Source organism: Aeromonas sp. AE23HZ002T15 (genome assembly GCF_054165525.2).
This window is the reverse complement of record NZ_CM201342.1, coordinates 1,813,545-1,829,242: the sequence shown is the minus strand read 5'-3', so window position 1 is coordinate 1,829,242 and position 15,698 is coordinate 1,813,545. Positions and strand designations below refer to the sequence as shown.

At 64.5% G+C, this 15,698-nt stretch carries 12 protein-coding genes; 11 read left to right on the top strand and 1 reads right to left on the bottom strand.

The window, feature by feature from the left end; all coding sequences use genetic code 11:
• Positions 1-529 precede the first annotated feature (529 nt).
• Genes pgaA through ACT5M9_RS08325 form a run of 4 tightly spaced genes read left to right on the top strand, consistent with a single transcriptional unit; the run spans position 530 to position 6,420 of the window.
• Positions 530-2,902, top strand: coding sequence for a poly-beta-1,6 N-acetyl-D-glucosamine export porin PgaA (gene pgaA / locus ACT5M9_RS08340; RefSeq protein ID WP_457982938.1), 2,373 nt, complete (start codon positions 530-532; stop codon positions 2,900-2,902).
• Positions 2,902-4,857 carry a poly-beta-1,6-N-acetyl-D-glucosamine N-deacetylase PgaB gene (gene pgaB / locus ACT5M9_RS08335; RefSeq protein WP_457982936.1) on the top strand — a complete coding sequence of 652 codons (1,956 nt, stop codon included), beginning with the start codon at positions 2,902-2,904 and terminating at the stop codon, positions 4,855-4,857. Before pgaA ends, pgaB begins: the two co-directional genes overlap by 1 nt.
• Positions 4,854-6,098 carry a poly-beta-1,6-N-acetyl-D-glucosamine synthase gene (pgaC, locus tag ACT5M9_RS08330; protein WP_457982935.1) on the top strand — a complete coding sequence of 415 codons (1,245 nt, stop codon included), beginning with the start codon at positions 4,854-4,856 and terminating at the stop codon, positions 6,096-6,098. Before pgaB ends, pgaC begins: the two co-directional genes overlap by 4 nt.
• Positions 6,091-6,420: a hypothetical protein gene (locus tag ACT5M9_RS08325; protein ID WP_457982934.1), complete on the top strand. Its 330-nt coding sequence runs from the start codon at positions 6,091-6,093 to the stop codon at positions 6,418-6,420. The genes pgaC and ACT5M9_RS08325 overlap by 8 nt, the downstream gene beginning before the upstream one ends.
• Positions 6,421-6,475: 55 nt before the next feature.
• On the opposite strand, the gene ACT5M9_RS08320 is transcribed toward ACT5M9_RS08325, so the two are convergent.
• Positions 6,476-8,659, bottom strand: coding sequence for a glycoside hydrolase (locus ACT5M9_RS08320; protein ID WP_457982932.1), 2,184 nt, complete (start codon positions 8,657-8,659; stop codon positions 6,476-6,478).
• A gap of 454 nt (positions 8,660-9,113) precedes the next feature.
• On the opposite strand from ACT5M9_RS08320, the gene ACT5M9_RS08315 reads away from it, so the two are divergent.
• The 7 genes from ACT5M9_RS08315 to ACT5M9_RS08285 all read left to right on the top strand — a co-directional run bounded on the left by ACT5M9_RS08315 (position 9,114) and on the right by ACT5M9_RS08285 (position 15,665).
• The gene (locus ACT5M9_RS08315) at positions 9,114-9,650 is read left to right on the top strand and encodes a protease inhibitor BamI-like protein (protein ID WP_457982930.1); all 537 of its coding nucleotides are present in this window, start codon (positions 9,114-9,116) and stop codon (positions 9,648-9,650) included.
• A gap of 20 nt (positions 9,651-9,670) precedes the next feature.
• On the top strand, positions 9,671-11,014 hold the full coding sequence (locus tag ACT5M9_RS08310; protein ID WP_457982928.1) for a zinc-dependent metalloprotease: 1,344 nt from the start codon (positions 9,671-9,673) through the stop codon (positions 11,012-11,014).
• Positions 11,015-11,454: 440 nt separating this feature from the next.
• Positions 11,455-11,931: a L,D-transpeptidase family protein gene (locus ACT5M9_RS08305; RefSeq protein WP_438551363.1), complete on the top strand. Its 477-nt coding sequence runs from the start codon at positions 11,455-11,457 to the stop codon at positions 11,929-11,931.
• 146 nt (positions 11,932-12,077) lie between these two features.
• Positions 12,078-12,797, top strand: a complete 720-nt coding sequence (locus ACT5M9_RS08300; protein WP_457982926.1) for an AzlC family ABC transporter permease — start codon at positions 12,078-12,080, stop codon at positions 12,795-12,797.
• A 2-nt stretch (positions 12,798-12,799) separates the two neighbouring features.
• The gene (locus ACT5M9_RS08295) at positions 12,800-13,141 is read left to right on the top strand and encodes a branched-chain amino acid transport AzlD family protein (protein ID WP_457982924.1); all 342 of its coding nucleotides are present in this window, start codon (positions 12,800-12,802) and stop codon (positions 13,139-13,141) included.
• 114 nt (positions 13,142-13,255) lie between these two features.
• Complete coding sequence (locus ACT5M9_RS08290; RefSeq protein ID WP_457982922.1) at positions 13,256-14,782, top strand: YjjI family glycine radical enzyme; 1,527 nt, start codon at positions 13,256-13,258, stop codon at positions 14,780-14,782.
• On the top strand, positions 14,772-15,665 hold the full coding sequence (locus ACT5M9_RS08285; protein ID WP_457982921.1) for a YjjW family glycine radical enzyme activase: 894 nt from the start codon (positions 14,772-14,774) through the stop codon (positions 15,663-15,665). Before ACT5M9_RS08290 ends, ACT5M9_RS08285 begins: the two co-directional genes overlap by 11 nt.
• The last annotated feature ends 33 nt before the right edge of the window (positions 15,666-15,698 follow it).

Below are 15,698 nucleotides of genomic sequence, written 5' to 3'. Positions count from 1 at the left end.
TATGGAGACGCGTCGGGGCCGTATCTCATAGCGGCAATCTGTCGCTATGGGTGATGGGTTGGTTTCTAAATGACGCTTTTCTGAGCATGCAAACGCTTGTGACGGCGACACAGACTGTCACAGCGGCCTCATGGCCACTCGTTCATTCCAACCGCCGACCGCCGGTACAAAGATGCCCTCCCGACACCATTTAACCCTACTGATACCAATGTTTTGTTAAATGTATCAGTGCTTTTTTTCGTCTATTTAACCCTCCCCAACAGCCTGGGTTCAGCCGAGGTTCATAAAATCCCCCCATTGACTAATGTCGGAACAGACTCAAAATCGGCCGCCTCGCCACCCCCGATGTGAGTCGGGTTCGGAAAGTCGCAGATCTCCTCGTGAGATGGCTGGACCGCACATACGAAGGGCGGGCTCCGCCTTTCACCCTCAAATCCCGAGCGTCCATGTCCCACTGAATGATCAGGGTCAACCCTGATCCGCCATGACTGGTGCCACGAAATCTGGGTGTATGTTGCGAATGAATCGCATGTTTTGTCTTATGGCGTTGTTGCCCGGTCTGGCCTGGGCGGGAGCGCTCGATCAGGAGAGAGAGGCCTGGGTCATCCAGGCGCGGCAGGGCCAGCTCGAGCAGGCCGCCGCAGGTCTGGATGCCCTCTATCGGCGCAGCCGGGATGGCAAGGTGCTCGACGATCTCATCGCGGTGCAGCTCTGGCGCAAGGATCCGGCGGCGGTGCTGGCGAGCTGCGAGCCCTGCGAGTTCAAACCCATCTCCAACGCCTCCCTCGAAGCCCTCGCCAGGGCGGCGCGGGATGAGCGCCGTTACCCCCTCGCCATCAGCTATTACCGCATCTTGCAGGGGCGGGCACCGGACAACCGCAACGCCTGGCTCGGTCTCTACCTGAGTGCCAGCGATCAGGGCAATCTGACCCTGGCCCGTCAGGCGGCCAGCGACTATGAGGCGCGCTTCGGTCGGGATCAGGCCATCCTGGATGCCCGCATCTATGGCGCGCGCAGGCAGGGGGATGCCATGGGGGAGATGCTGGCCCGTCAGCAGTGGCTGGAGCAGGATCCTGGCAACCCAGAGCAGTTGCTGGCCCTCTATCGCGTCGCCGTGAGCCTGGGGGCCGGCCCGGCGGCCGCGGATCTGATGCGCCAGCACCCTTCGCTGTTCACACCCGTCGACCAGCTCTGGCTGGCGCACTATGAGGCGGTCAGCCTGCTGCGCAGCGTCGCCCAGACCGAGGATCCCGCGCTCACCACCCGCGCATTGCAGCGGGCGCTGGCGTTGCAGGAGCGGATCCTGCGGGAGGCCCCCCAGGATCACCCCCTCCATCTGAGCAACGAGCGGGATCGTATCGTGACCCTGGCGGCGCTCGGGCGCTTCGCGCTGGCCGAGCGCTATTCTGCCGCCCTGCTGGCCAGGGAGGCCCAGCCCGATTACGTGCTGATGGCCCGCGCCGATGCCCTGGCGGGGCTTGGGCGCAGCCGCGAGGCCAGCCTCATCTACGACGAGCTTGCTCCGCGGGTGCCAATGGACAAGGAGCTGCGAGAGAAGCGCTTCTATGCCTACACGGATCAGGAGCGTTACGACGCGGCGGCCGGGCTGCTGACCCAGTGGCAGGAGCCCTTGACCCGCTGGGACTTCACCGGCAACACCCGCATGGACAACGACGATTACGAGCGGCTGTTGCAGTTGCAGAACCTGCTGGGGGCCTGGCGCGGCCAGGCCGATAAGGCCGAGCACCAGTTGCTCGGCTGGCTCGAGAGTGCGCCGGCCAATCCCTGGCTCTGGATGCAACTCGGGGATCTGCGCCGTTGGCGGGGTCATCCCGACGGGGCCGATGAGGCCTATGCCGAGGCGGCTCGCTGGTTGCAGCCCGCCAGTCAGGCTCAGCTCGAACCGGGGCGGCTCAATGCCCGCCTCGATCGGGGACAGTGGCAGCAGACACCCGCCCGCATCCGCGCCCTGGGGGAGGGCAACCGGGATCGCAAGGAGTTGGGCCAGCGCCTCAAGCAGGAGCAGGCACCGACCCTGGTGACCGAATTCAACCACGGCAGCAGCGAGGGCGGCTCCGTGCTGGCGAGCCGGGACTGGCGCTACGATGCCCGTCTCTACAGCGCCCGCAGCGATGAGGGCCATCGTTTGTTCGTGCGTCGTCAGGGCGGCTTTGGCGAGTTCGACAATGAACCCGAGCGCGCCGCCTACAGCGGTCTTGGCATGGAGATCTCCCTCTACCCGCTGCAATGGACTGTGGAAGGGGGGATGGGATCCGAGCTCAATCACAGGGTCTATCTGTGGAATCGGCTGGACTGGCGGCTCGGGGATCACTGGTCCCTCGGCGGCGCCGTCAATCTCAACAGTGCCGACACGCCGCTGCGGGCGCTGGCCCGGGGTGACTACGCAGATCAGTATCAACTCGAGTTGAACTGGCGCCAGGACGAGAGCCGGGAGGCGGGAGCCCAGATCGAGCTGATGGATCTGAGCGATGGCAACCTGCGCAAGAGCGTCTCCGGCTTCGTGCGTCAGGATCTGTGGCGCCGGGATCGCTGGTGGCTCGACGGCACATTGCGCGCCGCCAGCTCCCGCAACGAGGCGGTGGAGGTGGATTACTTCAACCCCCTTGAGGATCGCAACCTGGAGCTGGAGCTGGGCGCCCGCTATCGCCTGCCCTTTGACGCCAACCGTGTGCTGGTACAGGGCCTCTTTCTGTCCACCAACAGCTACTGGCAACAGGGCTATGGCGGCAGTCAGGGCTGGCAGCTCAGCTACCGCCATGACTGGGAACTCTCCCCGGCCCTGAGCCTGGGTTATGGCCTCGGCCGTAGCAAGGCCATCTATGACGGCGATGCCGAGTACGGCGATTTCGTCTTTGCCAATCTGCAATGGAGCTTCCTGTGATGCGCCGACTGCTCACCCCCTTCTGCCTGCTCATCTCCCTGCTGCTGCCCTGGACAACCCAGGCCGCCCGTCAGGGGGACGACTATGTGGTGCTCTGCTACCACGACATCATCGATCTCAAGCTGACCCCGGATCGCAAGCTCTATCCCCAGACCATGCGCCGCGACACCCTGATCCGCCACTTCAACTGGATCCGGCAGCAGGGCTACCAGCCGGTCAGCTTCCAGCAGATCCTGGATGCCAAAGCCGGCAAGGCCCCCCTGCCACCCAAGGCCATACTGCTCAGCTTCGACGACGGCTACGAGAGCTTCTATCGCCTGGTCTATCCCCTGCTCAAGCTCTATCAGTATCCGGCGGTGTTCGCCCTGGTGGGCAGCTGGCTGGACGTACCCCGGGATCAGATGGTGCCCTATGGCGACGACAAGCTGCCCAGGGATTACTTCGTCGGCTGGCCACAGATCCAGGAGATGCAGGCCTCCGGTCTGGTGGAAATCGCCTCCCATACCTTCGCTTCCCACTTCGGCCTGCTGGCGAACCCCCAGGGCAATGTGCAACCCGCGGTGACCACGGCGGGCTGGAGCCCCAAGGGTTACGAGAGTCAGGCGAAGTACAGGGCGCGGCTCAAGGCGGATTTCGAGACGTCGAGCCAGCAGATCCGCCAGCACTTGGGCCAGCGCCCGCGCATCATGGTCTGGCCCTATGGCGCCTTCAACGAGGTCGCCCTCGCCGTGGCCAAGGAGGCGGGTATGCCCTACAGCTTCACCCTGGATGACGGGGTCAACCGGCTGACGGAGTCGGGCAGCCAGGTGCGCCGTTATCTGCTGGAGGAGGAGACCAGTCTGCAGAATCTGGACGAGATCATGGGGGGTAACACCTGGTCCCAGCCGGTGCAGCGGCTGGTGCACGTGGATCTCGACTACGTCTATGACAAGGATCCGGTGCAGCAGGGCAAGAACCTCGACAAGCTGCTGGATCGCATCAAGAACTACGGCATCACCACCGTCTATCTGCAGGCCTATGCGGATGACAACGGCGACGGGGTGGCGGAGGCGCTCTACTTCCCGAATCGTCACATGCCGATGAAGGCGGATCTGTTCAACCGGGTCGCCTGGCAACTGCGCACCCGGGCCGGGGTCAAGGTCTACGCCTGGATGCCGGTGCTGGCCTACGATCTCGGCCCGGGTCATCCCTATGTCACCGACAGCCGTACCGGCAAGCCGGCCCCGGATCAGTACCTGCGCCTGGCCCCCTGGAACCAGGGGAATCGCCGTCTGATCGCGGATATCTACGAGGATCTCGGCTTTTACACCAAGTTCGATGGCCTGTTGTTCCACGACGATGCCTTCCTCGGGGATTACGAAGGGGAGGGGCTGCTGTCCCGCAGCCCGGCGGCGCTCAAGGTTCAGGGGGAGCAGAAGACCCGCCAGCTCATCGACTTCACTCTGGAGCTGAAAGCGGCGGCGGCCCGCTATCGACAGGGGGGGCAGGATGGACTGATGACGGCGCGCAACATCTACGCCGCCCTCATCACCGAGCCCGAATCCCAGCAGTGGTTTGCCCAGAGCATGGAGGACTTTGCCCGTGCCTATGACTACACCGCCGTGATGGCCATGCCCTACATGGAACAGGCCGGGGAACCGGATGCCTGGCTCGCCAAGCTGGCGAAGGATGCGCTGGCGACCGTGCCCGCCGACAAGCTGGTGTTCGAGCTGCAAAGCCGCAACTGGCGCACCGAGCAGCCGATCCCGGATGCGGAGCTGGCGCGCTGGATGCGCATCATCCGCGAGCAGGGGGTGAACAACTTCGGCTACTACCCGGACGATTTTCACAACAACCAGCCGGATCCGGCCGTGCTCAAACCCGTCTTCTCGGCCGCCAGTCAACCCAGGCCCATGGCGCAGCCCGCACCAGCCGCTGAGGCCAGCCGCACTGGCTCACCGGGGCCGCAACCATGAAGGCCTTCCTCGACGGGCTGGCGGTCTTCACCCTGGCCTACCCCAGCCTGATGGCCATGGTGTGGATGTGCGGCGGCCTCTATTACTACTTCCAGTGGGAGCGCCGGGACCTGGCGCTGGCCAGGCGCGGCTTGACGCTGCCGAGCCACCCCAGGGTGACCCTGATGGTGCCCTGCTACAACGAGGGCGCCAACGTGGAGGAGACCATAGGCCATCTGCTGCGCCAGCGTTACCCCAACTTCGAGGTGCTGGCCATCAACGACGGCAGCCGGGATGACACCGGGGAGAGGCTCGACAGGCTGGCGCTGGGGGATGCACGGTTGCGGGTGCTGCATCAGCCCAATCAGGGCAAGGCCATGGCGCTCAACCATGCCCTGGGGGAGGCCGATGGGGAGATCCTGGTGGGGATCGACGGCGACGCCGTGCTCGATCACGACGCCGTGATGTGGATGGTGAAGCACTTCCTGGAGAGCCCCAGGGTGGGAGCCGTGACCGGCAACCCCAGGGTGCGTACCCGCTCCACCATCATCGGCAAGATCCAGACCGGGGAGTTCAGCTCCATCATAGGGCTCATCAAGCGGGCCCAGCGCATCTATGGCACCGTCTTCACCGTGTCCGGGGTGGTGGTGGCGTTTCGCAAGAGCGCGGTGGAGGCGGTCGGCGGCTGGAGCACCGACATGGTGACCGAGGACATCGACATCAGCTGGAAGCTGCAACTGGCAGGCTGGCTTATCCACTACCAGCCCCAGGCCCTGTGCTGGGTGCTGATGCCGGAGACGGTGCGCGGCCTCTACAAGCAGCGGCTGCGCTGGGCCCAGGGGGGCGCCGAGGTGATGTTGCGCTACGGCGGGCGGGTGCTACGTTGGCGGAATCGGCGCTTCTGGCTGCTGCTGCTGGAGTATGCCGCGAGCGTAACCTGGTGTTACGGCATGCTGTTTCTGGCACTGAACTGGTTGCTGCACCCGAACCTGACCACCCTGGCGGAGGGCCACTTCTTCGCCTGGTCCGGGGTGCTGATGACCGGCATCTGCCTGTTGCAGTTCGGGATCAGCATCTTCATCGACAGCCACTACGATCGCACCATGCTGCGCAGCTTCATCTGGTGCGCCTGGTATCCCCTGATCTACTGGCTGCTCAACCTGGTGACCGTGATCGTCGCCGTGCCCAAGGCCCTGCTGCGCCGCCGTGGCCAACTGGCGGTGTGGGAGAGCCCGGACAGAGGAGAGTCCTTCCGTGAGTAAGCACCAACTCGGCAAAGAGATGATCATCCGCAACGGCAAGCGGCGCAGCTGGGGCTACCGGCTGCGGGACCTGTTGCTGCTGTTGCTGACCTGGGGCAGCTGGCTGTTTCTCGCGATCCAGCCCTGGTTCAACTATCTCGACAGCGGGGATGAGCTGGGCTTCATCGGCTCCCTCGGCTGGCAGGGGTTGGGTCAGTGGTTTCTGGCGTTGATCATCGGTCTGTTTCTGCTGATCCACTCCTGGGCCAGGTACAACAAGCTGCTTCATCGGCTGCTGCAGCGGCGCATCAGGTCGCGTAGCGAGCCGCGCCGGCGGGATTGAGGGGAGCAAACAACAGGCCCTACGGATGGGCAGGGCCTGGCCGGGGCGCTCGGCCCTAGATCTTCAGCAGGGTGACCGGCTTGTCCTTGAGGGCGACCAGCAGCTGGTGACCCGGCAGCTTGTGCCCATCGATCAGGATGCTGCCCTTGCCGAAGTTCGCCACCAGCCGGCTGCCGTCGGAGAAGCGGGTCTCCTGCACCCGTCCTACCCCGTCGCGCCAGCGAAACTCCACCAGGGCCTTGTCCCACAGCGCCTCGTGCAGGGGGGCGAACTGGGCATCCAGCCTGATCAGCTCGGGCAACCGACTCTTGAGGGTGCTGCGGCTCAGGTTGACCAGGGGGGGCGTGTTGTAGAGCAGGCCGAGCAGGGCCCGCTCCTCCCGGATGGCGGGGAACTTGAGGTTGTCCAGCAGCCAGTGGTGGCTGTTGATCACCGAATCGTGGAACACCGCCTGATAGAGGGGCAGTCTGTCCGCCGGGTTGAACACCGTCTTGAGATAGCGCGGTTTGAGGCGGGCGGGCTGGAAGAAGACCTGGGGCGCCTCGCCCGGCCACCACTTGCCGAGGTAGTAGGGGGACTTGGCCTGCTTGCGCATGGCGGCGTCTTCCCAGCCAAAGCCCCAGCTCTGGATGCCGTGGGCGAACATCAGTGGCTTGCTGGTGAGGGCGTTGCCATCCTCCGAACCCAGCACCAGGCCGAGCCGCTCTCCCACCCAACTCATGCGGGCGTTGCGGGCGGCGATCATGGCCGCGCTGCCCTGCTGGTGGGCCGGGCTGTAGTCGTTGGAGGCCATGGCGGTGCCGTCCACGTCGAGAAACAGGCTGTTGATGGCGCTGGCCCTGGCCAGCTCCCCCATGCGCTCCTTGGCAAAGGGCAGGGTGCAGCCGGGGTTGAGATAGACCCCCTCGCCGCCAAAGCCGGGCCTGGGTTTGCCGTCTGCTTCCACGATGGCGCAGCGCTTGCCGAGCTCGGTGGGCAGCTGGGCGGTGAGCCAGCTGTCGTTGCTGCCCGGGGGGATGGCGGTGTCGTAGGAGTCGTAGCTCCCCACCAGATAACCCAGCCGTTTGGCGGCGGTGATGGCCTGATCCTGCTGCAGGGCGGCTGTCCATTGGGGCGTGCCGAGCCAGAGCTTGCGTAGCCCCGCCTCGTGCAGTGCCTCTATGACCGGCAGGGACAACCCCTGGCCCCAGCGTGCCTGTGACACCAGCTGAGCCCCAAACTGGCTCTTGACCCACTGCTGGCGCAGGGCCAGCACCTTGCCCTGCAGGAGGGGACCCTGCTGGGCGGGCAGGGGCAGCTGGTGGGCTATCAGCCGGTTGAGCCCCTCCATGATCTGGGTCTGTTGCCAGACTTGGGGGCCGGGGACCGCCAGGGCGGCTTGTTCCTCCTTGCTGAACACCTTGAGCCATTCCGGCTTGCTCGCGATCCTGGCCTGCAGGCCGGCCCAATCGGTCACATCCTGCCGATCCAGCAGGGCATCCCCCCACAGGTAGAGGTGGCTGGCGCCGATGAGGCGCCGTCCGGCCGGCAGCCGGGCGAACTTGTCGGCGAGGGACTGCCAGCCGCCTTCGGCCTGGAGCCACTCCCGATAGCGCCGCGCCCCCGCCAGCCAGTCGTCCCCCACGCTCAGGCGCACCACCAGGGGATCCCGGTTGAAGTGATTGAAGGCGTGGCTGGCGGTCAGCTGCAGCCTGCCTCCCTTGCGGTTGAAGCTGAGGTGGTTGTCATAGGGGCTCTGCAGGATCCAGCTGTAGGTCTGCTTGCCCGCATCCTGGCTCCACATCGGCAGCTTGAGATCATAGTGGGTGTCGAGTTCGCTCAGCTCGTCGCCGATATAGCCGAGCCAGTCGCTGTCACGGACCGAGAAGCGGCTCCCCTCGCCAAAGGCCATGGAGAGGTGGGTCTGGTTCTTCGGCAGGCTGTACCAGCCAAGCTGGCGAGGGCCGTCGCTGGTGAGGGTGAGCAGCAGATCGTCACCGTCCAGCTCCACCTCGACCTGGGTCTCCTGGGCGGGCCAGCGCCAGCGTATGCCCTGATCGTCCTGTTGCAGGTGACTGACCTGGCGGGCCGCCTGTCCCGCACTGACCGGCACGTCCCCCACCGAGATGGCGAGGGTGTCCGGATCGATGCGATAGCTTTGATGTTCCCCTTGCAGCAGCAAGGGGGCGGCGGCCAGGGGAGCTGCCAGCGCGATCAGCAGACCGCCCAGCCAGAGTACTTTGGTACGCAAACCGTTCATCCAACCTCTTTGACTGAATCGAGGGCACAGGGTACGCCTTCGCCCACCGGGCGGTACAGTCAAATCCACTCTCCCCATATGGGGTGGAAGTATCAAATCACCCCGCTTCTGGGTCCCATCTGGCGATGGTTGAACAAATTAATCGCTCCATGGCTTCAACCCACGCCGGCCCTGCCTTTGCTACGCATTATTGATGCATAAATATACGTTATTGATTTTTACAAAGCCCCATATAGGGGGGGGGCAGACTCGAAAACACTTTCTAGCATGCTTCTTCTGAAATCAATCAACATGTTGTTTTTTAAGGATTGTTTTTGATTGAGGTATCAATATGCGAAAGGTGAAACTTGGGGTTTTAATGGGTCTCTTGATCCTGGGAGGGGGCGTGGTTGCATGGAATATTCAAGCAATTAAACGCCCGGATGTCGCGACCATGGACCCGGTGAGCGATGCCATGCCGGCATCACCCACACTGGTCGATCCCAGCCCCCTGCCCAGTGTGCCAGAGCCCCAGTTGCAGCCGCTGACACTGGCATCCCCCTCACCCAACCGTCTCAGCCAGGACGGCGGTCATGCCCTGGAGAGCCCCTGGCAGGCCGCCGAGGTGGATGCCGCGTTTCCGCTGGCGGAGCCCGGAGAGGGGGTCGAGCAGCCTCAGCCCATCGCCCTGCAGGGGAGCGGTCTGGGGCGGGCCCAGGTGGGGGACAGCGTGACCCTGCCACTGCCCGATGGCAGCACCCTGGTGGCCAGGGTGACCAAGGTGCAGTTGCAGCGTGGGGGCGAGCGCAACTGGCAGGGAGAAGTGCGGATCGACGGTGACAGTTACCCGGTCAATTTCACCGTCGGCAAGCATGCCACCTTCGGCTTCATCGGAACGCCGCAAGGCAGCTACTCCGTTGAGACCTTGGGCGGCAAGGGCTGGGTTTACAAGAACCCGCCACTGGATCGGGGTCATGGCGGTACTGACGGCCTGATCCCGACTCATCCATAACGACAAAAAAGGAATACCACATGCAGAAAACCACATTGGGGATCCTGGTCGCGGGCCTGATCGGCGCCACACCGGCCTTGGCCGAGACCATAGATCTCATGGTGTTGCACAGCCCCGGATTGGCGGCCCGTTATCAAGGGGATGCCCAGACCCGGATCCAGCACATGGTCAATGTCACCAACCAGATCTATGCCGCCAGTGGCCTGGATCTGACGGTGCGGACTGTACACAGTGCCGAGGTGGCCTACCCGGACGAGGGCAGGGATCGCCTCGCGCTCAATGCCGTGACCAGGCAGACCCACGAGGCGTTCACCGAGGTCCCCAACCTGCGCACCCGTTACGGCGCCGACATGGTGGTGCTGATGCGCCCGAACACAGGGGATCACGGCAGTTGCGGGTTGGCCTGGGTCGGCGGCTCCGCCACCTATAGCGATGGCCGCAAGGCGTATGCCGACGGCGACGTCTCCAAGGACGCGCACAACATGTTCAGCCATGTCACCGCCACGGGGTGCGGGGATGTGGTGCTGGCCCATGAATTGGGTCACAACATGGGGCTCAACCACTCCAGGCTGCAAGACGGGGCAGGGGGCACCTACCACTATGCCCTGGGGCACGGGGTGGAGCGCTCTTTTGCCACCATCATGGCCTATCCCTCCAGCTTCGGAGTCCGCAATCACGAGTACAAGTTCTCCAGCCCGGACCTGATCTGCCAGGGCCAGCCTTGCGGGGTGGACCACGAGGACGAGGCCAATGGCGCCGATGCGGTGCGCGCCCTGCGCGTGACTACGCCTCAGATCGCCAGCTTCTACCCCACCATGGTGACGGAAGAGTTGCCGGATCTGGAGGCGCTGGAGCTCTCCCTCGAACAGCGCCGCCAGGATCTGGAAGCCGCACGGACCCTCTACAGCCAGCAACTGGATGCGCAAGGTGCCCTGAAAAACCGCCAGCAGACACTGCTGGCCAACTTCGAGCGCTACAAGGGGGAGCTGGCCACCCTCAACCAGAGTCGCAACCAGGCGATCACCGAGAGCAACCGCCTGGTGCAGCAATACAACAGCTATAACGGTCGCTACAGCGCCGCCGAGTACCAGCGGATCCGCACCATCCAGGAGGGGCTGCTCGCCCGCATCAACCAGTTGCGTAGCGAGAGCAACCAGCTGAGCCAGCAGTACAATCAGCTGGCCCAGCGTTATCGCGATGAGGTGACCGAGTACAACGGCAGCTGGAACCAGTACAACCAGCTGACCGCCGCAGTCCGGAGTGCCGAGGGCAAGGTGGAGGAGGCTCGCCGGGAGGTGGAGCTGGCCGAACACAGATACCAGCTGGCCCTGGCTCGCCTGCCCGCCGAGGTGCTGCCGGCGTGAAAGCCATCGTGAGCCCCTAGCGCGAACGCCTGTATGAATGAGCCAGTCGGTGCCAAGGGCCCTGACTGGCTCAGTTGTTTACGGATGCAAGTCCGACGGGCATCCAGCGCAATATGCTGAGAGCGCAGCAGGTCCTTTCATCCGGGGTGGTGAGAAGAGCCATCATGGGATGGCGAAGGGGAGTACCCCGCTGGAAAGTGCCTCGATGAGGAGGATTCAAAGTGTGCCTGATAACGAAAATATGACCATCTATCATCTTGTTAGCATGGCGCCGTGGCGCCTCATAAAAGATGGCCTCAGATATGTTTCTCTGGATATATTGAGTATTGACGGCGATCCAATATCATGGCGCTCGCTTGCCACTGTGCCCTCCTCAGGGTGTGGCGACATTCAGATGATGTGCTAACAAAAAAAGCCCCAAAGGCTTGTCGAGGGATGGAATGAGAGCCGTATTACTGTGTTTGCTGGGGCTGTGGCCCGCATTGAGTTTTGCCAGCCTGTCTGCGGACATGGTGGTGGTCAAGAAGTCGAACTATAGCCTGACCCTGATGAAGGATGGCAAAGAGGTCAAACGCTACTGGATCGCCCTGGGCCCGGCCCCCATGGGTCACAAGCAGAAGGAAGGGGATCAGCGTACGCCGGAAGGGCGTTACATCCTCGACTACAAGAAGACCAACTCGGGCTTCTACAAGGCCATCCACATCAACTACCCGAATCTGGACGACATCAAGGCGGCCAACGAGAAGGGAGTCAACCCGGGTGGCATGATCATGATCCACGGTCAGCGCAACGACATCGGCAACCGCCGTCTGCAGCCGTCCAACTGGACCAATGGCTGCATCGCCATGCTGAACCACGATCTGGACGAGGTGTGGAACGCCATCGAACCCGGCACCCCCATCGTCATTCAGCCCTGATCCCGCCAGTACCAGCCCGTCTCTCCGCCTCATCGGCGAGGCGGGCTGCTCCTTGTTCCGCCTCCTCCGCCTCTACGGTGGCATGGCATCTCCCCCCGCGCTGTGATAGGTTTTTCGGTTCTCGTTGACAGGACAAGGATGACCTCATGATTTCCCAAGCTCGCCCCCAGCCGTCCGGGGCCGAGAGCACGGGTGCGCTCTGGTGGCGCGCCTCCCTCGATATTCTCCCGCTTTCCGTCTCGGTCATTCCCTGGGGTATACTGTGCGGCGCTCTGGCGCTGCAGGTGGGCCTGAGCCCCATCCAGGCCCAGCTGATGTCCCTGCTGGTCTATGCCGGGGCGGCCCAGCTCTCGGCCACCACCCTGTTCGGGGCCGGCACGCCGCTGTTGCCCATCGTCGGTTCCACCTTCGTCATCACCTCCCAGCACCTGCTGTACGGCTTCACCTTTCGCCGGGACGTGCTGTCGCTGCCCCTGCGCTGGCGCGCCAGCCTGGCCTTCTTCCTGACCGACGAGATGTTCGCGGTGGCCCTCAAGGACAGGGAGCGTAGCGGCGCCTTCAACCACGCCTACGCGCTGATCGCAGGCTTCGTGTTCTACCTGTTCTGGAATCTCGCGACCCTGCTCGGCATCGCCGCCGGCCAGTACATCGAGGGGCTGGATCACATGGGGCTGGACTTCGCCATCGCGGCCACCTTCATCGCCATGACGATCCCGGCCATGAAGAACCTGCCCATGGTGGCGGCGACCCTGGTGAGCGGCGGCACGGCCCTCGTCACCAAGCCGATCTTGGCGGAGATCCACATCATCGTCTCGGCCCTGGCCGGCATGGTGGTGGGGTATGTGCTGCACCGGATGAGGAGGTAGTCATGGCCTGGCTGATGATAGGGCTGCTGACCCTGATCACCTTCTTCAACCGCTTCGCCTTCTTCTCGCGGCTGACCCGTTACCAGCCCGGTGCCGAGATGGGGGCCTTCCTCAGCTTCTCGGCCCAGTCGGTGCTGACCGCCATCTGGCTGCCCATCGTCTTCAGCTACGAGCCCGGCAAGGGGCTGGACTGGGATCCGGATTACCTCGCCGCCACCCTGCTGGTGACGGCGCTGACCCTGCTGCGGCTGCCGACCCTGGTGGTGGTGGTGGTCGGCATGGGGGGCTTCTTCCTGCTGCGCTGGCAAGGGGGGCTGCTGGCCCTGCTGCTCTGGCTGGGATAAGCCGTGATCCCGCACAGCGGATGTCGTATATGGATATCCGCTGTGTTGTGAATGTCACTTCAAATAAGGCCCTGCAAGTGTGAGGATTTAGCCTCCATCGTCAAGGAGCCTTCCATGTCCCTCACCGCCACCTGTCAGCGCATCGTCCGCGATCCCCTGCTCTCCCCGGCCCAGAAGCGCCAGGCCCTGGCCCTGGCCGCTGAGAACGCCCTGCCTTACCCCGAGCTGCCCGCCACCGTCGCCGAGGCCATGGCAGAGGGGGTCCTGTGCGACATGTTCGAGGGGCACGCCCCCCACAAGCCGCGCTACGTGCTGCCGGATTATCAACGCTTCCTGAGCCGGGGATCCCCCTGGCTGGAGCTGGCGCCGCCTCGGGATTTTGACGAGGCCCTCGATGCCCTGCGCATCCTCTACCATCACGTGCCCTCGGTCACCGGCATGCCGGTCTGGCTGGGACGGCTGGATCGGCTGCTGCTGCCCTTCGTCGGCGAGCTGGACGACGAGACCCTCCATGGCAAGTTGCGACGCTTCTGGATCTACCTGGACAGGGTGCTGCCGGACGCCTTCATGCACGTCAACATAGGTCCGGATGACAACCGGATCTGCCGTCTGATCCTGCGCATCGACGGGGAGCTCAAACAGGTGGCGCCGAACCTCAGCCTGTTCCACGATCCGGCCCAGAGCCCGGATTCCCTGCTGCTGCAAGGGGTGGAAAACATCGCCAAGTGCGGCAAGCCCCATATCGTCAACTATCCCATGCACAGGGAGGTGTTCGACGAGCGCGGGTTTGGCATCGTCAGCTGCTACAACGCGCTGCCGCTCGGGGGCGGCGCCAACACGCTGGTGCGTATCTCCCTCAAGGGGGTGGCGGAGCAGAGCACCGGCATAGAGGCATTCATGAGCCGCTGGTTGCCCCACTATTGCGAGCAGGCCTCATTGCTCATCGAGGCGCGCACCCGCTTCCTCCATGAAGAGTCCGGCTTCTTCGACAGCTTCCTGGTGCAGGAGGGGCTCATCGACGAGGATCGCTTCGTGCCCATGTTCGGCGTCTATGGCATGGCGGAGGCGGTGAACCTGCTGCTGGCGAAGGAGGGGCTGCCCGGTCGTTACGGCCACGATGAGGGGGCGAACCAGCTCGGCCATCGCATCTCGGCCCAGCTGTCGCTCTATGTCACCGGCCGTGCCCAGCCCCGCGCCTGGAACGGGCGGGCCCTGCTCCATGCCCAGGGGGGCCTGAGTGTAGACAGGGGCGTGACACCCGGGGTGCGCATCCCCTACGGTGAGGAGCCGGATCCCGCCAGCCACCTGCTGGCGCTGGCTCCCCATCACGTCTATTACGGCTCGGGGATCAGCGAGATCCTGACCCTGGATCCCACAGTACGCCAGAACCCCCTGGCCCTGCTGCAGCTCTGCAAGGGGGCCTTCGCCCTCGGCATGCGCGAGTTCAGCGCCAACGTGGCAGACAGCGATCTCGTGCGGGTGACCGGCTACATGATCCGCCAGAGCGACGTGGCCCGCTTCGCGGCCGAGGGTTCCCGGCTGCAGACCACCTGCCTCGGCGCCGAAGCGAGCGAGCTGACCGGCATCCGCCGGCGGGCACCCCGGGTGGTGGGGCTGGAGGCGAACCTGAGTGGGGGCTGACCGGAGTCGCCTGCTGGCGCGCACCGCCGTCGTCAGCAGGATACTGCCCTTCTCCTGCGTGGATGGGCCGGGCAATCGTCTGGTGATCTTCCTGCAGGGGTGCAACTTTCGCTGCCCCGGCTGCCACAACCCGCACACCATAGGGTTGTGCGATCACTGCGGGGAGTGCGTACCGGATTGCCCGAGCGGCGCCCTGACCATGGCGGAGGGGCGGGTGAGCTGGCAGGCATCGCTCTGCACCCAGTGTGATCGCTGCACCGACGTCTGCCCGCGCCAGGCCAGCCCCAAGACCAACATCATGTCGGTGGCCGAGGTGCTGGCGCAGCTGCGCCGTTACGCCCCGCTGCTCACCGGCGTCACCGTCTCCGGCGGCGAGGCGACCACCCAGCTGCCGTTCGTGGTCGCCCTCTTCACCCAGATCAAGGCCGATCCCGAGCTGGCTCGGCTGGATTGCCTGCTGGACAGCAACGGCTCCCTGGCGCCGGCGGGCTGGCAGCGGTTGTTGCCTGTGCTGGACGGCGCCATGCTCGATCTCAAGGGGTGGCGGGATGGGGTGCATCGGGCCCTGACCGGTTACGATCGCGAACGGGTGCTCGCCTCCCTGCAACTGCTGGCGCGGTGCGGCAAGCTGACGGAGTTGCGCCTGCTCCATGTGCCGGGCAGGAGCGACTTCCTCGATGGGGCGGGGGCGCTGGATGCCGGCCTTGCCGCCTTCTTGCAAAGCCTGGGCCCCGTCCCCATCCGCCTCAACGGTTTTCGCCACCACGGGGTACGCGGGGCCGCCCTTGACTGGCAGGAGGCCTCGAGGGAGGAGCTGGAGAGGCTGGCCAAGGCGCTGATCAACAAGGGGTTTGGATCTGTCTCCCAGCCTGCTCTCATATGACGTCCGGGTGTTAAGGAGAGGTAAAAAGGGCTG